Below are 18,470 nucleotides of genomic sequence, written 5' to 3' on the forward strand. Positions count from 1 at the left end.
TCAGATTGTCAGCAATTCTATTGTGCGCAATTGAATAGTAGACTGGATCCATGGCACGCACCACTCCGGCCCCCGTCGACGACCTCCGTCTCGAGCAGCAGATCTGCTACGCCATGCACACGACGGTGCGCGCCTTCGACGCCGTCTACCGCGCCCTCCTCGCCGAGCACGGCCTGTCCTACCCGCAGTACATCGCCCTGATGGCCCTCGGCGAGCACGGCCCGGTGACGGTCGGCGACCTCGGCCGGCTCATGCGCCTCGACTCCGGCACCCTCTCCCCCCTGCTCAAGCGGATGCAGGCCGCGGGCCTCGTCGTGCGCGAGCGCGACCCGGAGGACGAGCGACGCGTCGTCGTCGGCCTCACCGCCACCGGCCGCGAGCGCCTCGACGCCCTGACCGGGCTGCCGACGACGATCGCCGAGCGCAGCGGCCTGAGCCACGCCGAGATGCTCGAGCTGCACCGGGTGCTGCGCACCGTCTCCGAGCGCCTCGACGCCGTCGCGGCCGAGGCGTCGGCGGCCGCTTCCGTCAGGGGATGAGCACCGACACGGCGTGGATGAGCATGCCGATGAGGCCGCCCACGAGGGTGCCGTTGATCCGGATGAACTGGAGGTCGCGCCCCACCTGGAGCTCGACGCGCTCGGCGGTCTCCTTGCCGTCCCAACGGTCGATGGTGGCGCTGATCACCTGCGTGACCTCGGTGCCATAGCGCTCGACGGCGTAGACCGTCGCGTCGCAGATCCGGGCGTCGACGCGGTCGCGGACGTCCTTGTCGGCGAGCAGACGCTCGGCGAGCCCCGTGACCTCCTTGACGGCACGGGTGCGCACCGGCCCGTCCTCGTCCTCGAGCGCCGCGACGACGACCGAGCGCAGCGAGGACCACAGCGCCATCGCGGTGTCGGGCACCTGCGGGTGCGACAGGAGCCGCTCCTTGAGCCGCTCGGCCTTGGCCTGCGTGACGGGGTCGTGCTGGAGGTCGTCGGCGAGGTCGACGAGCAGCTTGTCGAGGGCCTGGCGGACGTCGTGGCGGGGGTCGTTGCGGACGTCCGCGAGCCACTTGAGCGCCTCGGTGTGGACCTTGCGGGCCACGAGGTCGTTGATCGCGTCGGGCACCCAGGCGGGGGCCCGCTGCGTGATGAGCGACTCGAAGAGGTCCTCGTTGTCGACGAGCCAGACCCGCAGCTCGTCGAGGGCGAGGTCGACGAGGGCCACGTGGGCCTCGTCGCGCACGACCTGGTCGAGCAGGCCCCCGGCGAGCGAGCTGATCGGCTCCTGCTTGAGCCGGGGCAGGACGGCCTGCTCGATGACGGCGCGCACGTCGGCGTCGGGGATCCGGTGCAGGGCGTGCACCGTGACCGTCGCGACCTCGTCGACGAGGCGCTTGGCGTGGCCCGGGCCGAGGACCCACTCGGCGGCCCGACGCGTCGGCTCGGCGTCGAGCACGCGCTCGCGGATGATGTCCTCGCGCATGAAGTTCTCGCTGACGAACTCCTCGAGGCTCCTGCCGATCATCTCCTTCTTGCGCGGGATGAGGGCCGTGTGCGGGATCGGCAGGCCGAGGGGATGGCGGAAGAGCGCCGTGACGGCGAACCAGTCGGCGCACGCACCGACCATCGAGGCCTCGGCTCCGGCGTTGACGAAGCCGAGCAGGCCGTCGTCGTGGCCGCGCGTCAGCAGGTAGACGATCGCGGCGAGCACGAGCAGGCCGGTGGCGACCAGCCGCATCTGCCGCAGGTCGCGGCGGCGCTGGGCGTCGAGGGCGGGGTCGACGATGAAACCCAGGGGTCCGCTCGGGCTCTTCACGCGTCCGGGCACCGGCGCTCCCTTCGTCGTGGTCGGGCCTTCTGCCTGCGACGCCTCGCTCAGCCGGCGGGCTCCAGCGAGAACGTCAGCGCATCGATCCTCGCACGCGTCTCGCCGTCGGTGGCGATGCGCTCGCCGATGCGCGTCGCGACGGCCCCGACCTCGTCGGCGCCGAGGCCCGGGCGCAGCGCGAGGACGACCCGCAGGACGCCGGCCCCGGCGGGCTCCCCCGCCTCGAGTCGGTGGCCCGCGACGTCGTCCTCCGCCGCGACGGCGGCCGCCACGGCGGCGGCCACGTGCGCGTCGGCGTGGCTCGGCACCCACGGACGCTGCTGGGCCAGCGCCCAGAGCATGCTCGGGCGCAGCACCGTGGCGCGCGGCGAGGCCACGTCGACGACGAGCACCTGGCACTCCTCGGTGATCGCCGCCCGCGCGGCCGAGGACGCCGGTACCGGCACCGGGCGCGCCGTGGGATCCCACTCCGCGAGGCTGGCGAGCGAGGAGAACATCGGCAGGGCCCGCGAGCCGTCCGGGGCCGTCAGGGTCACCGCGGCCATGTCGCTGCGGGTGTCGGCCGCGTGCACGCCCGACTCGTCGACCTCCGTGGCGACGGCGACGACGGGCACGAGCCAGCGCGCCGCCGCGACCGCGGCCACGAGCGCCTCCTCGGCCTCGGGCGTCGGGTCGGAGTGCAGGGCCTCGACCGCGGCGAGCACCGTGGCGTCGGCCTCCCCCGTGTCGCCGGAGAAGCCGTGGCTCGGGATCGACTTGCCCTCCCAGGCCTGACCGGCCGAGTCGGCCGGGCGGCCCTCGGCGTCGTGGAAGGCGCCGGGAACCTCGCTCACGAGCGGGGCTCCGGGCGACCCGCGACCTCGAGCGCCTCCGGGAGCGTGAACGCACCCCGGTAGAGGGCCGAGCCGACGATGGCGCCCTCGACCCCGAGACCGACGAGGCCGCGGATCGCGGCGATGTCCTCGAGCGTCGACACGCCACCGCTCGCGACGACCGGGCGCTCGGTGCGGGCGCAGACCTCCTGGAGCAGGTCGGTGTTGGGGCCCTGGAGCATGCCGTCCTTCTGGACGTCGGTGACGACGTACCGGGCGCAGCCCTCGCGGTCGAGCCGGTCGAGGACGTCCCAGAGGTCGCCGCCGTCGCGGGTCCAGCCCCGGGCGGCGAGCGTCGTGCCGCGCACGTCGAGCCCGATGGCGACGCGGTCGCCGTGCTCGGCGATGACCGAGGCCGTCCACTCCGGGTCCTCCAGCGCCGCCGTGCCGATGTTGACGCGCCGGCAGCCGGTGGCGAGGGCGGCCTCGAGGGTGGCCGTGTCGCGGATGCCGCCGGACAGCTCGACGCGCAGGTCGAGGCGCCCCACGATCGAGGCGATGAGGTCGCGGTTGCTGCCCCGGCCGAAGGCGGCGTCGAGGTCGACGAGGTGGATCCACTCGGCGCCCTGGTCCTGCCAGGCCCTCGCGGCCTCCCACGGGTCGCCGAACTCGCCACCGCTGCCGGCGACGCCCTGGACGAGCTGGACGGCCCGGCCGCCCGCTATGTCGACGGCGGGGAGCAGCTCGAGGCGCGGCTCGGCGTTCGGTGCGGTCATCGGGTCACGGGCTCCTCGGGTGTCGTCACGGGCCCCTCGAGTATGCCGTGGGGGCCGGCCGCCCCGGCGGGCGGTCCGCGGGCCGGAGACCGAGGCGCCGGCTCAGGCCCGGCGCGTCGCGAGGTCGTCGACGACGTCGGCGAGCGCCTGCATGCCGGCCGCCCGACTCATGCTGGTCGCGACGCGTCCCGCGGCCTGCCGGTAGCGGGGGTCGCGCAGCACCTCGCGCACCGCCTTGCCGACGGCCTCCGGCGTCGGCGCCTCGGTGGCGAGCCGGCGCCCGACCCCGGACCAGGCGACGCGTGCGGCGACCTCGGGCTTGTCCTCGTGGCCGCTCGTCGTGACGATCGGCACCCCGTAGCGCAGGGCGTACTGGACCCCGCCGTAGCCACCGTTGGTGACGTACACGGCCGTTCGGGGCAGCAGCTCGTCGTAGGGCAGGTACCGGGCCGCGCGCGCGTTGGCCGGCAGGGGCGGCAGCGTGTCCAGGGGGCGGCCGCCGGTGGAGACGACGACGAGGACGTCGTCGCCGGCCAGGCCCTCGAGAGCCGGCGCGATGACCTGGCCGTAGTCGCGGTTGGCGATCGTGCCCTGCGTGACGTGCACGACCGGGCGCGACCCGTCGAGCTCGTCCCACCACGGCGGGAGCGGGGCCTGCGAGCCGGTCGCGGAGATCGGCCCGGCGAAGGAGAGGGTGGCCGGCGCGTCGGAGCGCGGGTACTCGAACTCGGGCACGGTGAACTGGACGATGCGCTCCGCGTGGCGTGGCCAGTCCAGCACCGGGTACCCCACCGGGCGGCCGTGCAGCTCGTGGTGCACCTCGTCGGCCAGCCGGGCGGCCTCGGCGAACACGGTGCGCTCGGCCACCGCGCGGAGGGCGGCGTTGCGCAGCCGACCGACGGGCCCCGGCAGGGGTCGCAGCCCCATCCCGTACGGAGCGGTGTCGCGGCTGGCGATCATGAGCGGGATGACGCCGCACACGACGACCGGCGGTCGGGCGGCCCGGTCGTGCCCGAGCACGAGCGCGCCTCCGGTGAGCGCCGGGTCGGTCAGGACGACGTCGGCGGGCTCCTCCGCGTGCTCGGCCATGATCGTGTCGTGCTGCCCGCGCCCGGGCTGCACGAAGACGTTGACGATGTCGAAGGCGATCGCCTTGGACCCCTTGAGCGCCGCCCGCTCCGGGAAGGAATCGCCGAGGTCGGCCGTGTCGTCGAAGTCGGCGTCGGCCGGCAGCCGCACGTGCCGGGCGCCGGTGTCCTCGACGGCCCCGGCGAAGCGCGCCCCGGTGACGAACCGGACGCGGTCGCCGCGGGCCACGAGGTGGCGGGCGACGGCGAGCAGCGGGGTGACGTGCCCGTGGATGGGAACGGTGGCGATGATGATCGAGGACATGCGCCCGCCTCTCCGACGGCGGCTCCTCGGCGGGAGCGCTCGCACCAGTATCGTCCGGAGTCCGCGGACGCGTGGGGCAAAGGCGAGCCCGCAGCCTAGGCCGTCGGTGGTGTCGTCGGCGGGTTCGGCGGGGTCGGCGGCGTCGGCTCGGCACCCTCGGTGCCTGGGGAGCCGCCCGGGGCCTGCGCCGCGGCGGTGAGCTCGGCCCGGTGGCGCCACAGCACGTAACCGAGCCCGAGGACGACCACGACGACGAGCAGGCCGATGCGGGCCGGCCACGACAGGTCGAGCAGGGTGGTCACGGCGAGCGTGCCGAGGGCGGCGCCGACCGTCGTCGGCAGTCCCGGGCGGGCGCGCCGGCGCGTCGTGCGGGTCGTCCGCCTGCGGGTCCTGCTGCTCGTCGTTCGCTTCGGCGTCTTCCTCGTCGCCACGGTGGACCTCCTCGTCCGCCCGGTTCGGGTCACAGGCTCCTGACCCAGTTCTCCAGCAGGTGGGCTCCGGCGTCGCCGGACTTCTCGGGGTGGAACTGGGTGGCGCAGAGCGGACCGTTCTCGACGGCCGCGACGAACCGGGCGCCGTGCTCGGCCCACGTGACGTGCGGCGCGACCCGCTCGAAGGCACCGGTGGCCTCGAGCGTCCAGCGTTGCACGGCGTAGGAGTGCACGAAGTAGAAGCGCTCGTGCTCGACGCCCGCGAAGAGCCGGGTGCCCTCGGCGGCCTCGACCGTGGACCAGCCCATGTGGGGCACGACGTCGGCCGGGAGACGCTCGACGGTGCCCGGCCACTCCCCCAGTCCCTCGACGGGCGCCTCGGACGGCTCGACCGAGCCGTCGAAGAGCACCTGCATCCCGACGCAGACGCCGAGGACGGGACGCCCGCCGCTGATGCGTCGGCCGATGACCCGCGGGCCGTGCGCGGCGGCGAGGCCCTTCATGCACGCGTGGAAGTTGCCGACGCCGGGCACGAAGAGGCCGTCGGCCTCGAGCGCGGCGACGGGGTCGGCGGTCAGGGTGACCGTGGCGCCGACGCGCTCGAGGGCGCGCACGGCCGAGCGGACGTTGCCGCTGCCGTAGTCGAGGACGACGACGCCGCGGCCGCCAGCGGTCACAGGGCTCCCTTGGCGCTCGGGATGCCGACGACGCGCGGGTCGCGGGCCACCGCGGCGCGCAGGGCGCGGGCCACGGCCTTGAACTGCGCCTCGACGATGTGGTGCGGGTCGCGACCGGCGAGGACGCGCACGTGCAGGCACAGGCCGGCGTTGAAGGCGAACGACTCGAGGACGTGTCGCGTCATCGACCCGGTGAAGTGGCCGCCGATGAGCGCGTACTGCTGCCCCTCGGGCTCGCCCTCGTGGACGACGTACGGCCGGCCGGCGACGTCGACGACGGCGTGCGCGAGCGCCTCGTCGAGGGGCACGGTGGCGTCGCCGAAGCGGGAGATGCCGGCCTTGTCGCCGAGCGCCTCGCGCAGGGCCTGGCCCAGGACGATCGCGGTGTCCTCGACGGTGTGGTGCACGTCGACGTCGACGTCACCCGTGGCCTTGACGGTGAGGTCGATGAGCGAGTGCTTGGCGAGCGAGGCGAGCATGTGGTCGTAGAACGGGACGCCGGTCGAGACGTCGGCGACACCGGTGCCGTCGAGGTCGAGGGTGAGCTCGACGGAGGACTCGGACGTCGAGCGGCTGATCGTCGCGGTGCGGTTCATGCGGGCTGCTCCTGGTTCGGGGCGGTGCTCGTGGTGGTCAGGTGGGTCGGGGCGAGGCGGGCGAAGGCGTCGAGGAACGCGGTGGTCTCGTCGGGGTCGCCGGCCGTGACGCGCAGGTGGTGGGGGATGCCGACGTCGCGGACGAGGACGCCGGCCTCGAGCAGCGCCTGCCACGTGGCCCTCTCGTCGGCCAGGCCCCCGAAGAGGACGAAGTTGCTGTCGCTGGCCACCGGCGTCGCGCCGAGCTCGGTGAGCCGGTCGACGATGCGGTCGCGCTGGTGCTTGATGACCTCGACGGTTCCGAGCATGACGTCGGCGTGCTCGAGGGCGACGCGCGCGATCGTCTGGGTCGGCGTGGACAGGTGGTAGGGCAGCCGCACCAGCCGCAGCGCGTCGACGACCTCGGGGGCCGCGACGAGGTAGCCGAGGCGGCCGCCGGCGAACGCGAAGGCCTTGCTCATGGTGCGCGTGACGACCAGACGCGGGTGGTCGGCCAAGAGCGTCAGCGCGGATCGCGTTCCGGGACGGGCGAACTCGGCGTAGGCCTCGTCGACGACGACGATCGCGTCGGGAGCGGCGTCGAGCACGGCACCGATGACCTCGAAGGGCAGCGCCGTGCCGGTCGGGTTGTTCGGCGAGCAGAGGAAGACCACCGACGGGTGATGCCGCCGGGCCTGCTCGGCGGCCGACTCGGGGGTGAGGTCGAAGGTGCCGGTGCCGCGCAGGCCGTCGACCCACGTGGAGCCGAGGGTCTCGCTGATGATCGGGTGCATCGAGTAGCTCGGCGTGAACCCGAGCGCCACGCGGCCGGGCCCTCCGAAGGCCTGCACGACGTGCGAGAGCACCTCGTTGGACCCGTTGCCCGCCCAGACCTGCTCGGGCGTGACCGTGACCCCGGACTGCTTCTGCAGGTAGGCGGTCAGCGCCTTGCGCAGGTCGGTGAAGTCGCGGTCGGGGTAGCGGTTGAGGTCGCGGACGTCGGCCGCGAGCGCCGCGACGATCGCCTCGACGACGGCCTCGGGGACCGGGTAGGAGTTCTCGTTCGTGTTGAGCCGCACCGGCACGTCGAGCTGCGGCGCGCCGTAGGCCGTGCGCCCGCGCAGGTCGGGACGCAGCAGCCGGGCGACCTCCTCACCCGCTGCTGACGCGTCGGCGGCGGCCTGGGCGTCGTCGGTCACCGGGGAACCTCGTCGCCGAACCGGGCGGTGACGGCCTCTCCGTGCGCCGGCAGGTCCTCGGCCTGGGCGAGCGTCACGACGTGGGCCGCGATGCCGCGCAGGGCTGCCTCGTCGTAGTCGACGACGTGGATGCCACGCAGGAACGACTGCACGGACAGGCCGCTCGAGTGCGTGGCGCAGCCCGCCGTGGGCAGCACGTGGTTGGACCCGGCGGCGTAGTCGCCGAGGCTGACCGGCGCCCACGGACCGACGAACACCGCACCGGCGTTGCGCACCCGCGCGGCGACCGCCGACGCGTCGCGCGTCTGGATCTCGAGGTGCTCGGCGGCGTAGGCGTTGACGACGTCGAGACCGGCGTCGACGTCGTCGACGAGGACGATCCGCGACTGGGTGCCCTCGAGCGCCTCGGTGACGCGCTCGGCGTGCTTCGTGGCGGGCACGCGGCGCGTGAGCGCGGCACGGGTGGCCTCGGCGAGTTGCTCGCTGTCGGTGACGAGCACCGACGCGGCGAGCGGGTCGTGCTCGGCCTGGCTGACGAGGTCGGCGGCGACGTGCTCGGGGTCGGCGGAGTCGTCGGCGAGCACGGCGATCTCGGTGGGTCCGGCCTCGGCGTCGATGCCGATGAGCCCCTTGAGGAGGCGCTTGGCCGCGACGACCCAGATGTTGCCGGGGCCGGTGACCATCGACACCGGGTCGCACGTGACGGTGCCACCCTCGGGCGTCTCCTCGACGAAGCCGTAGGCGAACATCGCGACGGCCTGGGCGCCGCCGACGGCGTAGACCTCCTCGACGCCGAGCAGGGCGCACGTCGCGAGGATCGTGGGGTTCGGGTAGCCGGCGAACTCGCCGGTGTTCTCGCGCTGCGGCGGGGACGCGACGGCGAGCGAGCCGACGCCGGCCAGCTGCGCGGGCACGACGTTCATGACGACGCTGCTCGGGTAGACCGCGAGGCCACCGGGCACGTAGAGACCGACGCGGTCGACCGGCACCCAGCGCTCGGTGACGGTGCCGCCGGGCACGACGCGCGTCGTCGTGTCGGTGCGGCGCTGGTCGGCGTGGACGACGCGGGCGCGCCGGATCGACTCCTCGAGCGCCGCGCGCAGGTCGGGCTCGAGGCCGTCGAGGGCGGCCCGGAGCACGGCGGTCGGCACCCGCAGGTGCGTCGGGCGGACGCCGTCGAACCGCTCACCCAGGTCGCGCAGGGCCGCGGCGCCCCGATGCTCGACGTCCTCGCAGATCGGCCGCACCTGCTCGAGGGCGGCCGAGACGTCGAACTCGGCTCGGGGAAGGGCGCCGCGCAGGAAGCGCACGTCGAGGGTGCGTCCGCGCAGGTCGAGGGTGGACATCATGGGTCACCAGTCTAGGAGGCGCGTTCACGTGCCCCTGCAGCGTCTCAGCGTGCGGGTGGCAGGCCGCGCCGGCGTCCGGCGCGGCTGTCCAATCCTGAACCGCCGCTGACCAAGGCCAGACCGCCGCCAGACCCGCGGCCCACCGGGGCTCCGCCACGCTCGGAGCGGTCCCGGCCGGGTGCCCACGACCTCCTGGTCAGCTCTTCCTCCGAGTCGTCCACGCGAGCATCCGGCCGGGCCGCGACCCACCCCGTTCGCACCCTCCACCGCTGTCCCACGCCCTCCCACCCCCAGAGGAGTACCCGTGCCCGTCGTTCTCAGCAGGCGCCGGATCGGCGCCGTCCTGCTCGGCCTGTCCGTCGGCGTCGTCCCGCCCTCCCTCGCACTCACGGCCGCCTCGAGCGCGTCCGGGGCCCCCGCGTCGGGGACGCCGCGCGTCGTCGCCGCGCCCGCCTCGGCCGGCCTCGCCGCGGCCGCACCGCTCACCGTCTCGCAGGCCGTCTCGACGCAGGACGGACGCTCGGCGACCGTCCGCGGCTTCGTCGTGGGCCAGCCGACCGCGACGAGCACCGTCGTGCGCTCCGGCTTCCCCAACGACTACGCGCTGGCGATCGCCGACAGCGCCTCGGAGACCGGCACGAGCCGGATGCTCTACGTGCAGATCCCCTCGTCGTTCCGGTCCCAGTGGGGCCTGCAGACCAACCCATCGCTCATGGGGAAGCAGATCGACGTCACCGGCGCGCTCGCGGCCTACTTCTCGCACCCCGGGATGACCGGCACGACGGCATTCGCCTTCAGCGGCAGCTCGACGACGACGCCCCCGCCGACGACGACCACGACCTCCCCCAGCCCCACCGGCACGACGGGCCCGTACGACTCGACGTACTACGCGTCGGCGATCGGCAAGACCGGCTCGGCACTGCACACCGAGCTGCACCGGATCATCTCCAGCGGCGTGACGACCCTGACCTACGACCAGGTGTGGACGGCGCTCAAGGACACCGACCAGGACCCGAACAACGCCAACAACGTCGTCGAGGTCTACTCGGGACGCTCGATCGCCAAGACCGACAACGGCGGCGGCGTCGACCAGTGGAACCGTGAGCACGTCTGGGCCAAGAGCCACGGCGACTTCGGCACGGTCAACGGCCCCGGCACCGACGTGCACCACCTGCGCCCGGAGGACGTCACGGTCAACAGCACCCGCGGCAACCTCGACTTCGACAACGGCGGCTCACCGGTGGCCCAGTGCACCGGCTGCCTCAGCGACGGCGACTCGTTCCAGCCGCGCGACGCGGTCAAGGGCGACGTGGCCCGGATGATCCTCTACATGGCGGTCCGCTGGGACGGCGGCGACGGCTTCGCCGACCTCGAGCCCAACGACCTCGTGGGCAACGGCACAGCCCCGGCCATCGGACGCCTGTCGGTGCTCAAGCAGTGGAACCTGCAGGACCCGCCCGACGCCTTCGAGAAGCGCCGCAACCAGGTCATCTACGACACCTGGCAGCACAACCGGAACCCCTTCATCGACCACCCGGAGTGGGTCACCGCGATCTGGGGCTCCTGAGCCTCGAGGGCGCGGCCGTGCTCACGACGTCTGGTCGATGAGCACGGCCGTCTCCCAGGCCCACTGGCGCCACGTGTCGTAGCGGCCGGAGCGGCCCCCGTGGCCGGCGACCATCTCGGTGCGGAAGAGGACCTGCGGGGCCGCGGTGCCGGAGGGCAGCCGGGCGTCGGCGTGCCGGATGGCGGCGACCCACTTGGCCGGCTCGGTGACGTAGACGCGGGTGTCGTTGAGGCTTGTGGTGACGAGCAGGCTCGGGTGTGCACCGGGCCGGACGTTCTCGTACGGCGTGTAGCCCTTCATGAGGGCGTACGCGGCAGGGTCCTCGAGCGGGTTGCCCCACTCCTCCCACTCGACGACGGTCAGCGGCAGGCTCGGGTCGAGGACCGTGGTCAGCGCGTCGACGAACGGCACCTGCGCGTGGACGAACCGGAAGCGCTCCGGCGCCTGGTTCACGACGGCGCCGATCAGCAGCCCTCCGGCCGAACCACCCTCTGCCGCAAGCCGGTCGGGCGCCACGATCCCGGACTCGACGAGGTGGTCGGCGCACGCGACGAAGTCGGTGAACGTGTTCGGCTTGGCCTCGAGCTTGCCGTCGTCGTACCAGGACCGCCCCATCTCCGAGCCGCCCCGCACGTGCGCGACGGCGAAGACCCAGCCGCGGTCGAGCAGCGACAGGCGCAGCACCGAGAACCACGGGTCGCTCGGGATGCCGTAGGCGCCGTAGGCGTGGAGCAGGCCGGGCGCCGTGCCGTCGGCCGCGACGTCGTGGCGGTGCACGACCGAGATCGGCACGCGCGTGCCGTCGGGGGCCGTGGCCCACTCCCGACGCTGCCGGTACCGCGTCAGGTCGACGTCGCCGCGCACGTGCTGCTGCTTGAGCAGGGTGAAGCGTCGGGTGCGCACGTCGTAGTCCTCGACCGTGCGCGGCGTGACGAGCGACTCGTGCACGACCTGCAGGGTCGGCGTGGCCGACTCGGGGTTGGCCCCGACGACGAGCGTGCCGATCGGCTCCCCGACCGCGATGTCGTGCGCCTCGCCGAGGCCGTTGGGGGCGTCGGGGTCGCGCAGCACGACGCGCACGCCGGTGCCGCCCTCGCGGCGCAGCGACACGGCGATGAAGTCGTCGAATCCCTCCGCGCCCGTGACGTACTCGTCCTCCGTCGTGAGGTCTAGCGGCACCCACTCGTCGGCTGACGCACACGTGACCGGCGCGACCGCCAGCTCGAAGTTGACGCGTCGGGCGTTGTGCACGACGAGCAGCTGCTCGCCCCACGGCTCGACGTCGTACTCGACGCCGTGGCGCCGCTCGGCGACGACCCGCGGTTCGTCGAGGGGGCTCGCGGCGTCGAGCAGACGGAACTCGCTCGTCGTCTTGGAGCCGATGGCGATGATGACCCACCGGTCGTCACGCGAGGCGCCGACGCCGATGTAGAAGTGCTCGTCGGTCTCCTCGTGCACGAGCACGTCACCGGCGGCGTCGGTGCCGACCTCGTGGCGCCACACCTGGTGGGGGCGCCACGCGTCGTCGACCCGCGTGTAGAACAGGTAGCGGCCGTCGAGCGACCACGCGAGCGAGCCACCCGTCTGCCGGACGGCCTCGTCGAGCAGCGTGCCGTCCTCGATGCGCCGCACCCGCACGTCGTAGCGCTCGTCACCGGCGAGGTCGACGGCCCACGCGAGCAGGTCGCCCGCGGGTGACACCTCGCTGGCGCCGACGCCGTAGAACTCGTGACCCCGCGCCTCCGCGTTGCCGTCGAGCAGCACCTGCTCCCCCGCCGGCGGCGCGCCGTGGTCGAGGGCGGGTCGCTGCGGGTGGTCGGCCACCGCGACCCGGGCGTCGACGGCGTACTGCTCGCCCTCGATGGTGCGCGAGTAGTACCACCAGCGGTCGTGCCTCACCGGCACCGACAGGTCGGTCTCCTCGATGCGCGAGCGGAACTCCTCGAACACCTGGTCGGCGAGCGGCCGCAGGTGCTCGGTGCGCGCGGTGGCCCAGGCGTTCTCGGCGACGAGCAGCTCGCGCAGCTCGTCGCCGTCGCGGTCGGCCATCCAGGCGTAGGGGTCCTCGAAGGTGTCACCGTGGTGGACGCGGGCCACCGGGTCGCGCCGGGCGGTCGGAGGGTGCTGCATTCCGCGCAGTCTACGGGCGCACGCGCGAGCGCCCCGGAGCCGTATGCTCCGGGGCGCTCGTGTCGGGTGCCGGTGATCCGGCGCTGGTCAGTGGACCTTGACCTGGCCCTGGACCCGCTGGGTGCCGCTGTCGTAGACGACCGCGCCGGACGCGTCACGCACGACGACGCGCAGCGTGTCGGTCGCGGCGTCGGTGGCCGTCACCTCGAAGCGGTAGCCGGACGCGCCGCCGACGGTGGCCGGACCCGCGAGGCGGGCGGTGTCACCGGTGACGACGAGCCAGTCGAGGCGCGTCGAGGCGAGCGCCAGCCCGGGCGTCGCCAGGGTGAACGAGCCGTCGGGACGGCTCGCGCCCGTGGCGTACTTCGCCGAGACGGCGAACTGCGCCTTGCCGGTGGCCGACGGGTCGCCGGCCACGGCCCCCTTGGGCGAGGTGAACCAGCCGCTGCCCGTGAGGAACCCGGCCGCACGGTCGTACACGACGACGGTCGTCGTGCCGGTGGCGCTGTGGCCCCACTCGTCTCGGACCGTGACCGTGACGGTGTAGACGCCGGCCGCCGTGTACACGTGGTCGCCGGAGACGCTGCCGCCGCTGACCGTGCCGGCCGTCGTCGAGCCGTCGCCCCACGCGATGGTGGCCGTGTGGGTGTCGAGGGCGTCGGCGTCGGTGAACGAGGCCGAGACAGCCGCCATGGCACCGACCGAGGTGGCCTCGGACGGGCCGGTCACCGACGTCACGACGGGGGCCGCGTTGGTCAGGTCGAGGCCGACGACGACCGGGTCGTGGTCGGAGATGCGGAACTGGTCCGGGCTGTAGAGGCTCGTGACCTGGTTCGCCGACTTGAACTCGGTGTTGTAGTCGAGCACCGACGGCTCGTCGGCGTTGACGTGCCAGTCGCCGACGCCGGTGACCTGGCGGCCGAGCGAGGCCGAGCCGAGCGCGTGGTCGAGGTAGCCCCACTGGCCGTCGAAGACGTAGGAGTAGGCCTCGGCGCCGTTGCGGGCCGCGATGAGGTTGGTGAACCCCTTGCTCTCGAACATCGCGATCGGGTCCTCCTTGGCGTAGGAGTTCATGTCGCCGAGGAGCAGCACGTCGTCGTCACCGGTGCGGGTCGGGTCGGTCGCGAGCCAGTCGGACAGCAGCTGCGCCGCCTTGGTGCGCACGGCGGCGCAGTTGCCCTGGCCGTCGCCCGTGTCGGGGCTGTCGCACGCGGAGCCCTTCGACTTCAGGTGGTTCGCGACGGCGACGAAGACGCCACCGGTGCCGTTGTCACGGAACGCCTGCGCGAGCGAGGGACGGTTGCGCGGAGCGCTGTCGCCACCCGTCACGAACGCGTCGGTGTTGAGCGCCGCCGTCGTGCCGACCGGCGTCACCGCCGCCGGCTTGTAGAGCATGCCGACCTTGATGGCGTCGGTGCCCATGGCGTCGACCTGACCGGTGCGGGCGTCGGCGTCGATGAACGCCCACGTGCCCGCGCCGTCCTTCTCGTTGAGCCGGTCGACGAGGAAGCGCTCGGCGCTGTCCGTGCCGTAGCCGTCGTTCTCCATCTCCATGAACGCGACGACGTCGGCGCCGGTGCCGCTCACCGCTGCGACCGTCTTGTGCCACTGGCGGTCGAACTCGGTGGCCGTGTTGGCGCCGCGGCAGTCCATGACCGCCCCGGCCGTGCCACCGCGGCAGTTGTTGCCCGTCGTGTCGAGGGTGTTGAAGAAGTTGAGCAGGTTCATGCCGACGACGCGGACGTGGCCGCCGACGGCGGGCGCCGTGGCCGGACGGGCGTTGACCGCCTCGAAGCGGGCCTGCCCGCCGAGGGCGCCCACGGGCCGGATCCGGTAGGCGTTCGGGCTCGCGGCGTTGCCGCCCCACGTGTAGTTGAGCACGCCGGTCAGGTTCGTCACCGTGTCACCGCCGCGCAGCGTGTTGGCGGCCGTCAGCGGCTGCTCCCCACGGGCGAAGACGATCGGGTCGGGGTTCTGGGCCTGGGTGGCGTCGTCGAGGACGATCTTGCGCAGGTTGTTCTGCGCCTGCAGCGCCGCCGCGTCGGCGCCCGGGGCGACGACGTTGGTCGGCTGGGCGAGGCGCCCGTTCGCCGAGAGGGTGACCTGGCCGAAGCGGCCGAGCTGGAAGTGCTCGGTGACGCTCATCGGCTGGGGGACGCGGACGAGCATGCCCTCGTAGCGCTCGAGCGTCGTGTCGTCGGCGACGGGGAAGGCGACGTCGGTCGGGGTGACCGTCTGGTCGCTCGCACACACGGTGACGGTGCCGACGCTGATCTGCGACTGGCCCTGGTTCTCGGCGGCCGTGCCGGTGACGGTGACGAGGTCACCGAGCTTGACGGCGTTGGCGTTGCTGCCCTCGAAGACGAAGATGCCGTCGGAGGTGGCGGGGTCGCCGTCGCCGACGGGGTCCTGCAGGAAGAAGCCGCGCAGGTTCGGCGAGGCGCCCTCGTAGTCGCCCACGACGACGCCGCGGGTCGTGACGGTGCCGGTGCGCGCGACGGTCGCGCCACTGCCCTGGATCGCCGGGATCGGCGTGATCGGGGCCTCGCACGGGTTGGCCGCGGCGGTGGAGAAGCGGACGACCTTGTCGGCGGCCATCGTGTCGGGCGGGTCGACGGCGTCGACGTCCGAGACCGCGGCGGCGCTGACCGTCAGCGTGCAGGCGTCACCGGCCGCGAGCGGCGCGGTGGGCGTGAGCGTCCAGGCGGTCGGGCCACCGGTGACGGTCAGTGCGCGGGTGCCGCCGGTCGTGCAGACCAGGGAGAAGGCGCCGGCGCCGGCGGTGACCGGCTCCGAGAACGTCACCGACAGGGGCGCGGTGGGGGCGATGCCCGACGCGGCGTCGGCCGGCGTCGTGGCCGTGACCGTCGGGGCGGCGTCGGGGGCCGGGCCGCTGTCGACCGAGTGCGCGCCGAGCCCGTCGACGGTGTCGACGGCGTAGCCGTCCCACTCGACCGAGGGGTCGAACGCGTCGGACCCGTTGCCGTCGCCCACCTGGACCGAGGCCTTGCGGCGCAGCGTGTTGTCCATGGTGGAGGTGAGGCCGGTGCCCCACTCGGTGCCGGGGTCGAACCCGACCTGGCCGAGCACGTCGAGCACCGTGCTGCCCTTGCGCAGCACGACCGCGTCGTTGCCGTTCCAGTTCGCCGAACCGGACAGCTGGTCGGCCGCGGCCTTGATGGCAGCGTTGGCCGAGCTGTTGCCCAGCACGAAGACGTCGCCGTTCGCGACGGTGCCGGACAGCAGGATCTGCGAGCCGGTGGTCCCGCCGTTGGCGAAGACCTGGACGTTGTAGCCCCCGGCGGCGAGGTCGACGGGCGCCCCGGTGCCGTTGAAGATCTCGAGGGCCTTGTTGTTGCTCGTGCCCTCGACGTACTCGCTGATGAACAGCTCGGTCGGGGCCGCCGACGCGCTCGGCGCGACGACGAACGGGACGACACCGACGGCGAGCGCGGTGGCGGTGGCCCCAGCGACCCGACGCACGGTCGGTCGTGATGACAGCATGTGATTCCTCCCTGGGGACCGGCTCCTCCGCACGGTCCGGGGTCACCCTAGACCGGCCGGGGCCCTTCGGCGCGTCGAGCGAGGCGTCCGATTCGTGAACGTCGGGAGTCCGTTCGAGGGTGGCCGTTCGGGGGCCCGTTGAGGGGGCCGTTCAGGGGGCCGTCGGCGGGCCTGCCGGGAGGTCCGGCCAGGCCCCCGGCCACGCCTCGAGCCGGCGTCGCGTGACGAAGCGGCGGGGCGTGCCGTCGACCGGGTCGGCGAACTCCAGCACCGCGGCGAGCAGCTGCAGCGGCGAGCCGAAGTCGTCGGCGGCGACGTCGACCTCGACCGGGTAGAGCGGGTCGTGCTGGATCGGGATGCCGAGCCCGGACAGCTGGCAGCGCAGCTGGTGGGTGCGGCCGGTGCGGGGCACGAGTCGGTAGAGGCCGAGCCCGTCGACGGAGTCGAGCAGCTCGACGAGGGTCTCGGCGTTCGGGGCGCCGTCGGCCACTTCGCGCGCCTGGTGGGTGCCGTGCTCCTTGACCAGGTGCGTGCGCCGGACGAACGACGTGGGCAGGTCGGGCCGCACCGGGGCCACGGCGAGGTACTCCTTGTGCGCGAGGCCCGCGGCGAAGACCTGCTGGTAGGCGCCGCGCCAGCGCTGCTCGGTGGTGAGGAGCAGGACGCCGGCGGTCGGCCGGTCGAGCCGGTGTGCCGGCGTGAGCCGCGGCAGGCCGGTGAGCACGCGGGTGCGGGCCAGGGCGCTCTGCACGACGTGTCGGCCACGCGGCATCGTCGAGACGAAGTGCGGCTTGTCGACGACGACGACGCGCTCGTCGCGGTGCAGCACCCCGATGTCGAAGGGCACCGGGACCTCGTCGGGCAGGTCGCGGTGGGTCCAGACCACCGAGCGCGGCACGAAGGGGGCGTCCGGCGCCACCGGGGCACCCGACGCGTCGACGACCTCCCCCTCCGCGAGCTTGCGGTCGACCTCCTGCTCGGACAGGCCCGGGGCCAGCCGCTCGACGAGGTGCTCGCGCACGGTCGGCCACGAGCCCGACTGCGGCATCCGGATGCGCTGGGCGTCGACGCCGTGGCGCGGGGGCAGCGGCGAGGGCGGCACGCCTCCGCGCGCCACTCAGCCCTGCCCGGGGCCGTCGAGGATCCTGACCTCGACGTCGGTGCCGGCGAATCGCCCGTACTCCCCTGCCGCACGGTCGAGCCCGCGTCGGGTGGTGGCCGACAGGGGCCCGAACGGGCTCACCTCGAGCACCGTGCGCCGGCCGGAGCCGGCCCGCCGCCACGTGCCGGCGACCTCGCCGTCGACGACGAGCGTCGGCTTGAAGACCATGTTGCGACCGGGCACGACACGGTGGAAGTGCTCCGGCGGCAGCGTGACGTCGCGCGACTTGTAGCCCAGGAGGAACTCGTCCCACTGGGGCAGCAGGTGCACGCCGGCGTGCCCGTCGGGCTGCGGCGCGTCGACGTGGCTGATCCACACCTGCCCGTCGACCTCCTCGCGCACGAGCCGGTCCTCGACGAGCGCCAGCGCCTCGCGCGTCAGGCCGAGCGGCTTGAGCAGCCAGCCGGCGAGGTCCTTCTCGGTGACGGGTCCGTGACCGCGCACGTAGCGCTCGGCCATCGTGCACAACGCCTCCTCGCGGGAGGGCCTGCGCGAGTGCGGGACCCAACTGTCGATGAGGACGAAGCTGGGCTGCTTCCCGATGAGCGGGCCCTGGCACAGCAGACCGGTCATGCAGTGGTGGCCGACGAGGTGGTAGGCGCGCTGGTCGGTGGGGTCGATGCCGTGCTCGACGAGCAACGCGATGACATCGGGCCGGCTCATCGGCTCGGTCAGGTGCTCGGCGAAGAGCCGCCCGGCCTGCTCGATGTGGGCGTCGGTGATGCCGAGCTGGGCATATCGCGTGGCGAGGGCGCCCCGTGGGGCGCCGAGCAGCTCGCACATCCAGCGGGCGTCTTCGGCCGGCACCCAGTGGATGGTGCCGCGCATCGGCCACGTGCGCACGACCTCGCGGTCGCGGACCGCCTGCTCGACCTGCTCGAGGGTCAGCCCCGACCGCACCCCGAGCGACCACGCCCCGCTGGCGTAGTCCTGGGCCTGCAGCGCGCCGAGGTGACGGGTCACCTCGAGCGCGCTCACCGGCGTCGACGCGTCGCCCAGCGCCGGTGCCAGGCCGAGCGCGACGAGCCGGGTGCGCCGCATGCGGCGCCGGTCCGTGACCTTCACCCCCTGGTCCCCCCGT

The 18,470-nt window shown here is 73.7% G+C and carries 15 protein-coding genes; 2 read left to right on the forward strand and 13 right to left on the reverse strand.

Features of this window, described 5'->3' with window-relative positions; all coding sequences use genetic code 11:
• The first annotated feature begins 50 nt into the window (after positions 1 to 50).
• Positions 51 to 539 carry a MarR family winged helix-turn-helix transcriptional regulator gene (locus BIV28_RS01800; protein ID WP_076258802.1) on the forward strand — a complete coding sequence of 163 codons (489 nt, stop codon included), beginning with the start codon at positions 51 to 53 and terminating at the stop codon, positions 537 to 539.
• On the opposite strand, the gene BIV28_RS01805 is transcribed toward BIV28_RS01800, so the two are convergent.
• The 9 genes from BIV28_RS01805 to hisD form a co-directional block, all read right to left on the reverse strand.
• Positions 529 to 1,815: a DUF445 domain-containing protein gene (locus BIV28_RS01805; protein WP_242652719.1), complete on the reverse strand. Its 1,287-nt coding sequence runs from the start codon at positions 1,813 to 1,815 to the stop codon at positions 529 to 531. The two genes, BIV28_RS01800 and BIV28_RS01805, sit on opposite strands and share 11 nt — an antisense overlap.
• A gap of 47 nt (positions 1,816 to 1,862) precedes the next feature.
• Positions 1,863 to 2,648, reverse strand: a complete 786-nt coding sequence (locus BIV28_RS01810; protein ID WP_076258805.1) for an SseB family protein — start codon at positions 2,646 to 2,648, stop codon at positions 1,863 to 1,865.
• Positions 2,645 to 3,403 carry a bifunctional 1-(5-phosphoribosyl)-5-((5-phosphoribosylamino)methylideneamino)imidazole-4-carboxamide isomerase/phosphoribosylanthranilate isomerase PriA gene (gene priA, locus BIV28_RS01815; protein WP_076258807.1) on the reverse strand — a complete coding sequence of 253 codons (759 nt, stop codon included), beginning with the start codon at positions 3,401 to 3,403 and terminating at the stop codon, positions 2,645 to 2,647. The genes BIV28_RS01810 and priA overlap by 4 nt, the downstream gene beginning before the upstream one ends.
• A gap of 102 nt (positions 3,404 to 3,505) precedes the next feature.
• Complete coding sequence (locus BIV28_RS01820; protein WP_076258809.1) at positions 3,506 to 4,795, reverse strand: glycosyltransferase; 1,290 nt, start codon at positions 4,793 to 4,795, stop codon at positions 3,506 to 3,508.
• A gap of 95 nt (positions 4,796 to 4,890) precedes the next feature.
• Entirely contained in the window at positions 4,891 to 5,226 is a 336-nt protein-coding gene (locus tag BIV28_RS19840; RefSeq protein WP_207555706.1) for a hypothetical protein, read from the reverse strand.
• Positions 5,227 to 5,255: 29 nt separating this feature from the next.
• Positions 5,256 to 5,903: an imidazole glycerol phosphate synthase subunit HisH gene (hisH, locus tag BIV28_RS01835; protein ID WP_076258815.1), complete on the reverse strand. Its 648-nt coding sequence runs from the start codon at positions 5,901 to 5,903 to the stop codon at positions 5,256 to 5,258.
• Positions 5,900 to 6,499: an imidazoleglycerol-phosphate dehydratase HisB gene (gene hisB / locus BIV28_RS01840; protein ID WP_076258817.1), complete on the reverse strand. Its 600-nt coding sequence runs from the start codon at positions 6,497 to 6,499 to the stop codon at positions 5,900 to 5,902. Before hisB ends, hisH begins: the two co-directional genes overlap by 4 nt.
• Positions 6,496 to 7,677 (reverse strand): histidinol-phosphate transaminase, encoded by a 1,182-nt coding sequence (locus BIV28_RS01845; RefSeq protein WP_076258819.1) that lies wholly within the window; start codon positions 7,675 to 7,677, stop codon positions 6,496 to 6,498. Before BIV28_RS01845 ends, hisB begins: the two co-directional genes overlap by 4 nt.
• Complete coding sequence (hisD, locus tag BIV28_RS01850; protein ID WP_076258821.1) at positions 7,674 to 9,026, reverse strand: histidinol dehydrogenase; 1,353 nt, start codon at positions 9,024 to 9,026, stop codon at positions 7,674 to 7,676. The genes BIV28_RS01845 and hisD overlap by 4 nt, the downstream gene beginning before the upstream one ends.
• Positions 9,027 to 9,330: 304 nt before the next feature.
• Here hisD and BIV28_RS01855 point away from each other — a divergent pair, with 304 nt between their 5' ends.
• Complete coding sequence (locus BIV28_RS01855) at positions 9,331 to 10,593, forward strand: endonuclease (protein ID WP_076258823.1); 1,263 nt, start codon at positions 9,331 to 9,333, stop codon at positions 10,591 to 10,593.
• A gap of 21 nt (positions 10,594 to 10,614) precedes the next feature.
• On the opposite strand, the gene BIV28_RS01860 is transcribed toward BIV28_RS01855, so the two are convergent.
• The 4 genes from BIV28_RS01860 to BIV28_RS01875 form a co-directional block, all read right to left on the reverse strand.
• Entirely contained in the window at positions 10,615 to 12,723 is a 2,109-nt protein-coding gene (locus BIV28_RS01860; protein ID WP_076258825.1) for a S9 family peptidase, read from the reverse strand.
• 87 nt (positions 12,724 to 12,810) lie between these two features.
• Positions 12,811 to 16,227, reverse strand: coding sequence for an ExeM/NucH family extracellular endonuclease (locus BIV28_RS01865; protein ID WP_076258827.1), 3,417 nt, complete (start codon positions 16,225 to 16,227; stop codon positions 12,811 to 12,813).
• Between the two features lie 151 nt (positions 16,228 to 16,378).
• Positions 16,379 to 17,344 carry a pseudouridine synthase gene (locus BIV28_RS01870; RefSeq protein ID WP_242652720.1) on the reverse strand — a complete coding sequence of 322 codons (966 nt, stop codon included), beginning with the start codon at positions 17,342 to 17,344 and terminating at the stop codon, positions 16,379 to 16,381.
• A complete protein-coding gene (locus tag BIV28_RS01875) occupies positions 17,345 to 18,454 on the reverse strand; it encodes a winged helix DNA-binding domain-containing protein (protein WP_242652721.1) in 1,110 nt (369 codons plus the stop codon).
• Positions 18,455 to 18,470 lie beyond the last annotated feature (16 nt).

The organism is Intrasporangium flavum (assembly GCF_001956915.1).
Lineage (GTDB): Bacteria > Actinomycetota > Actinomycetes > Actinomycetales > Dermatophilaceae > Monashia > Monashia flava.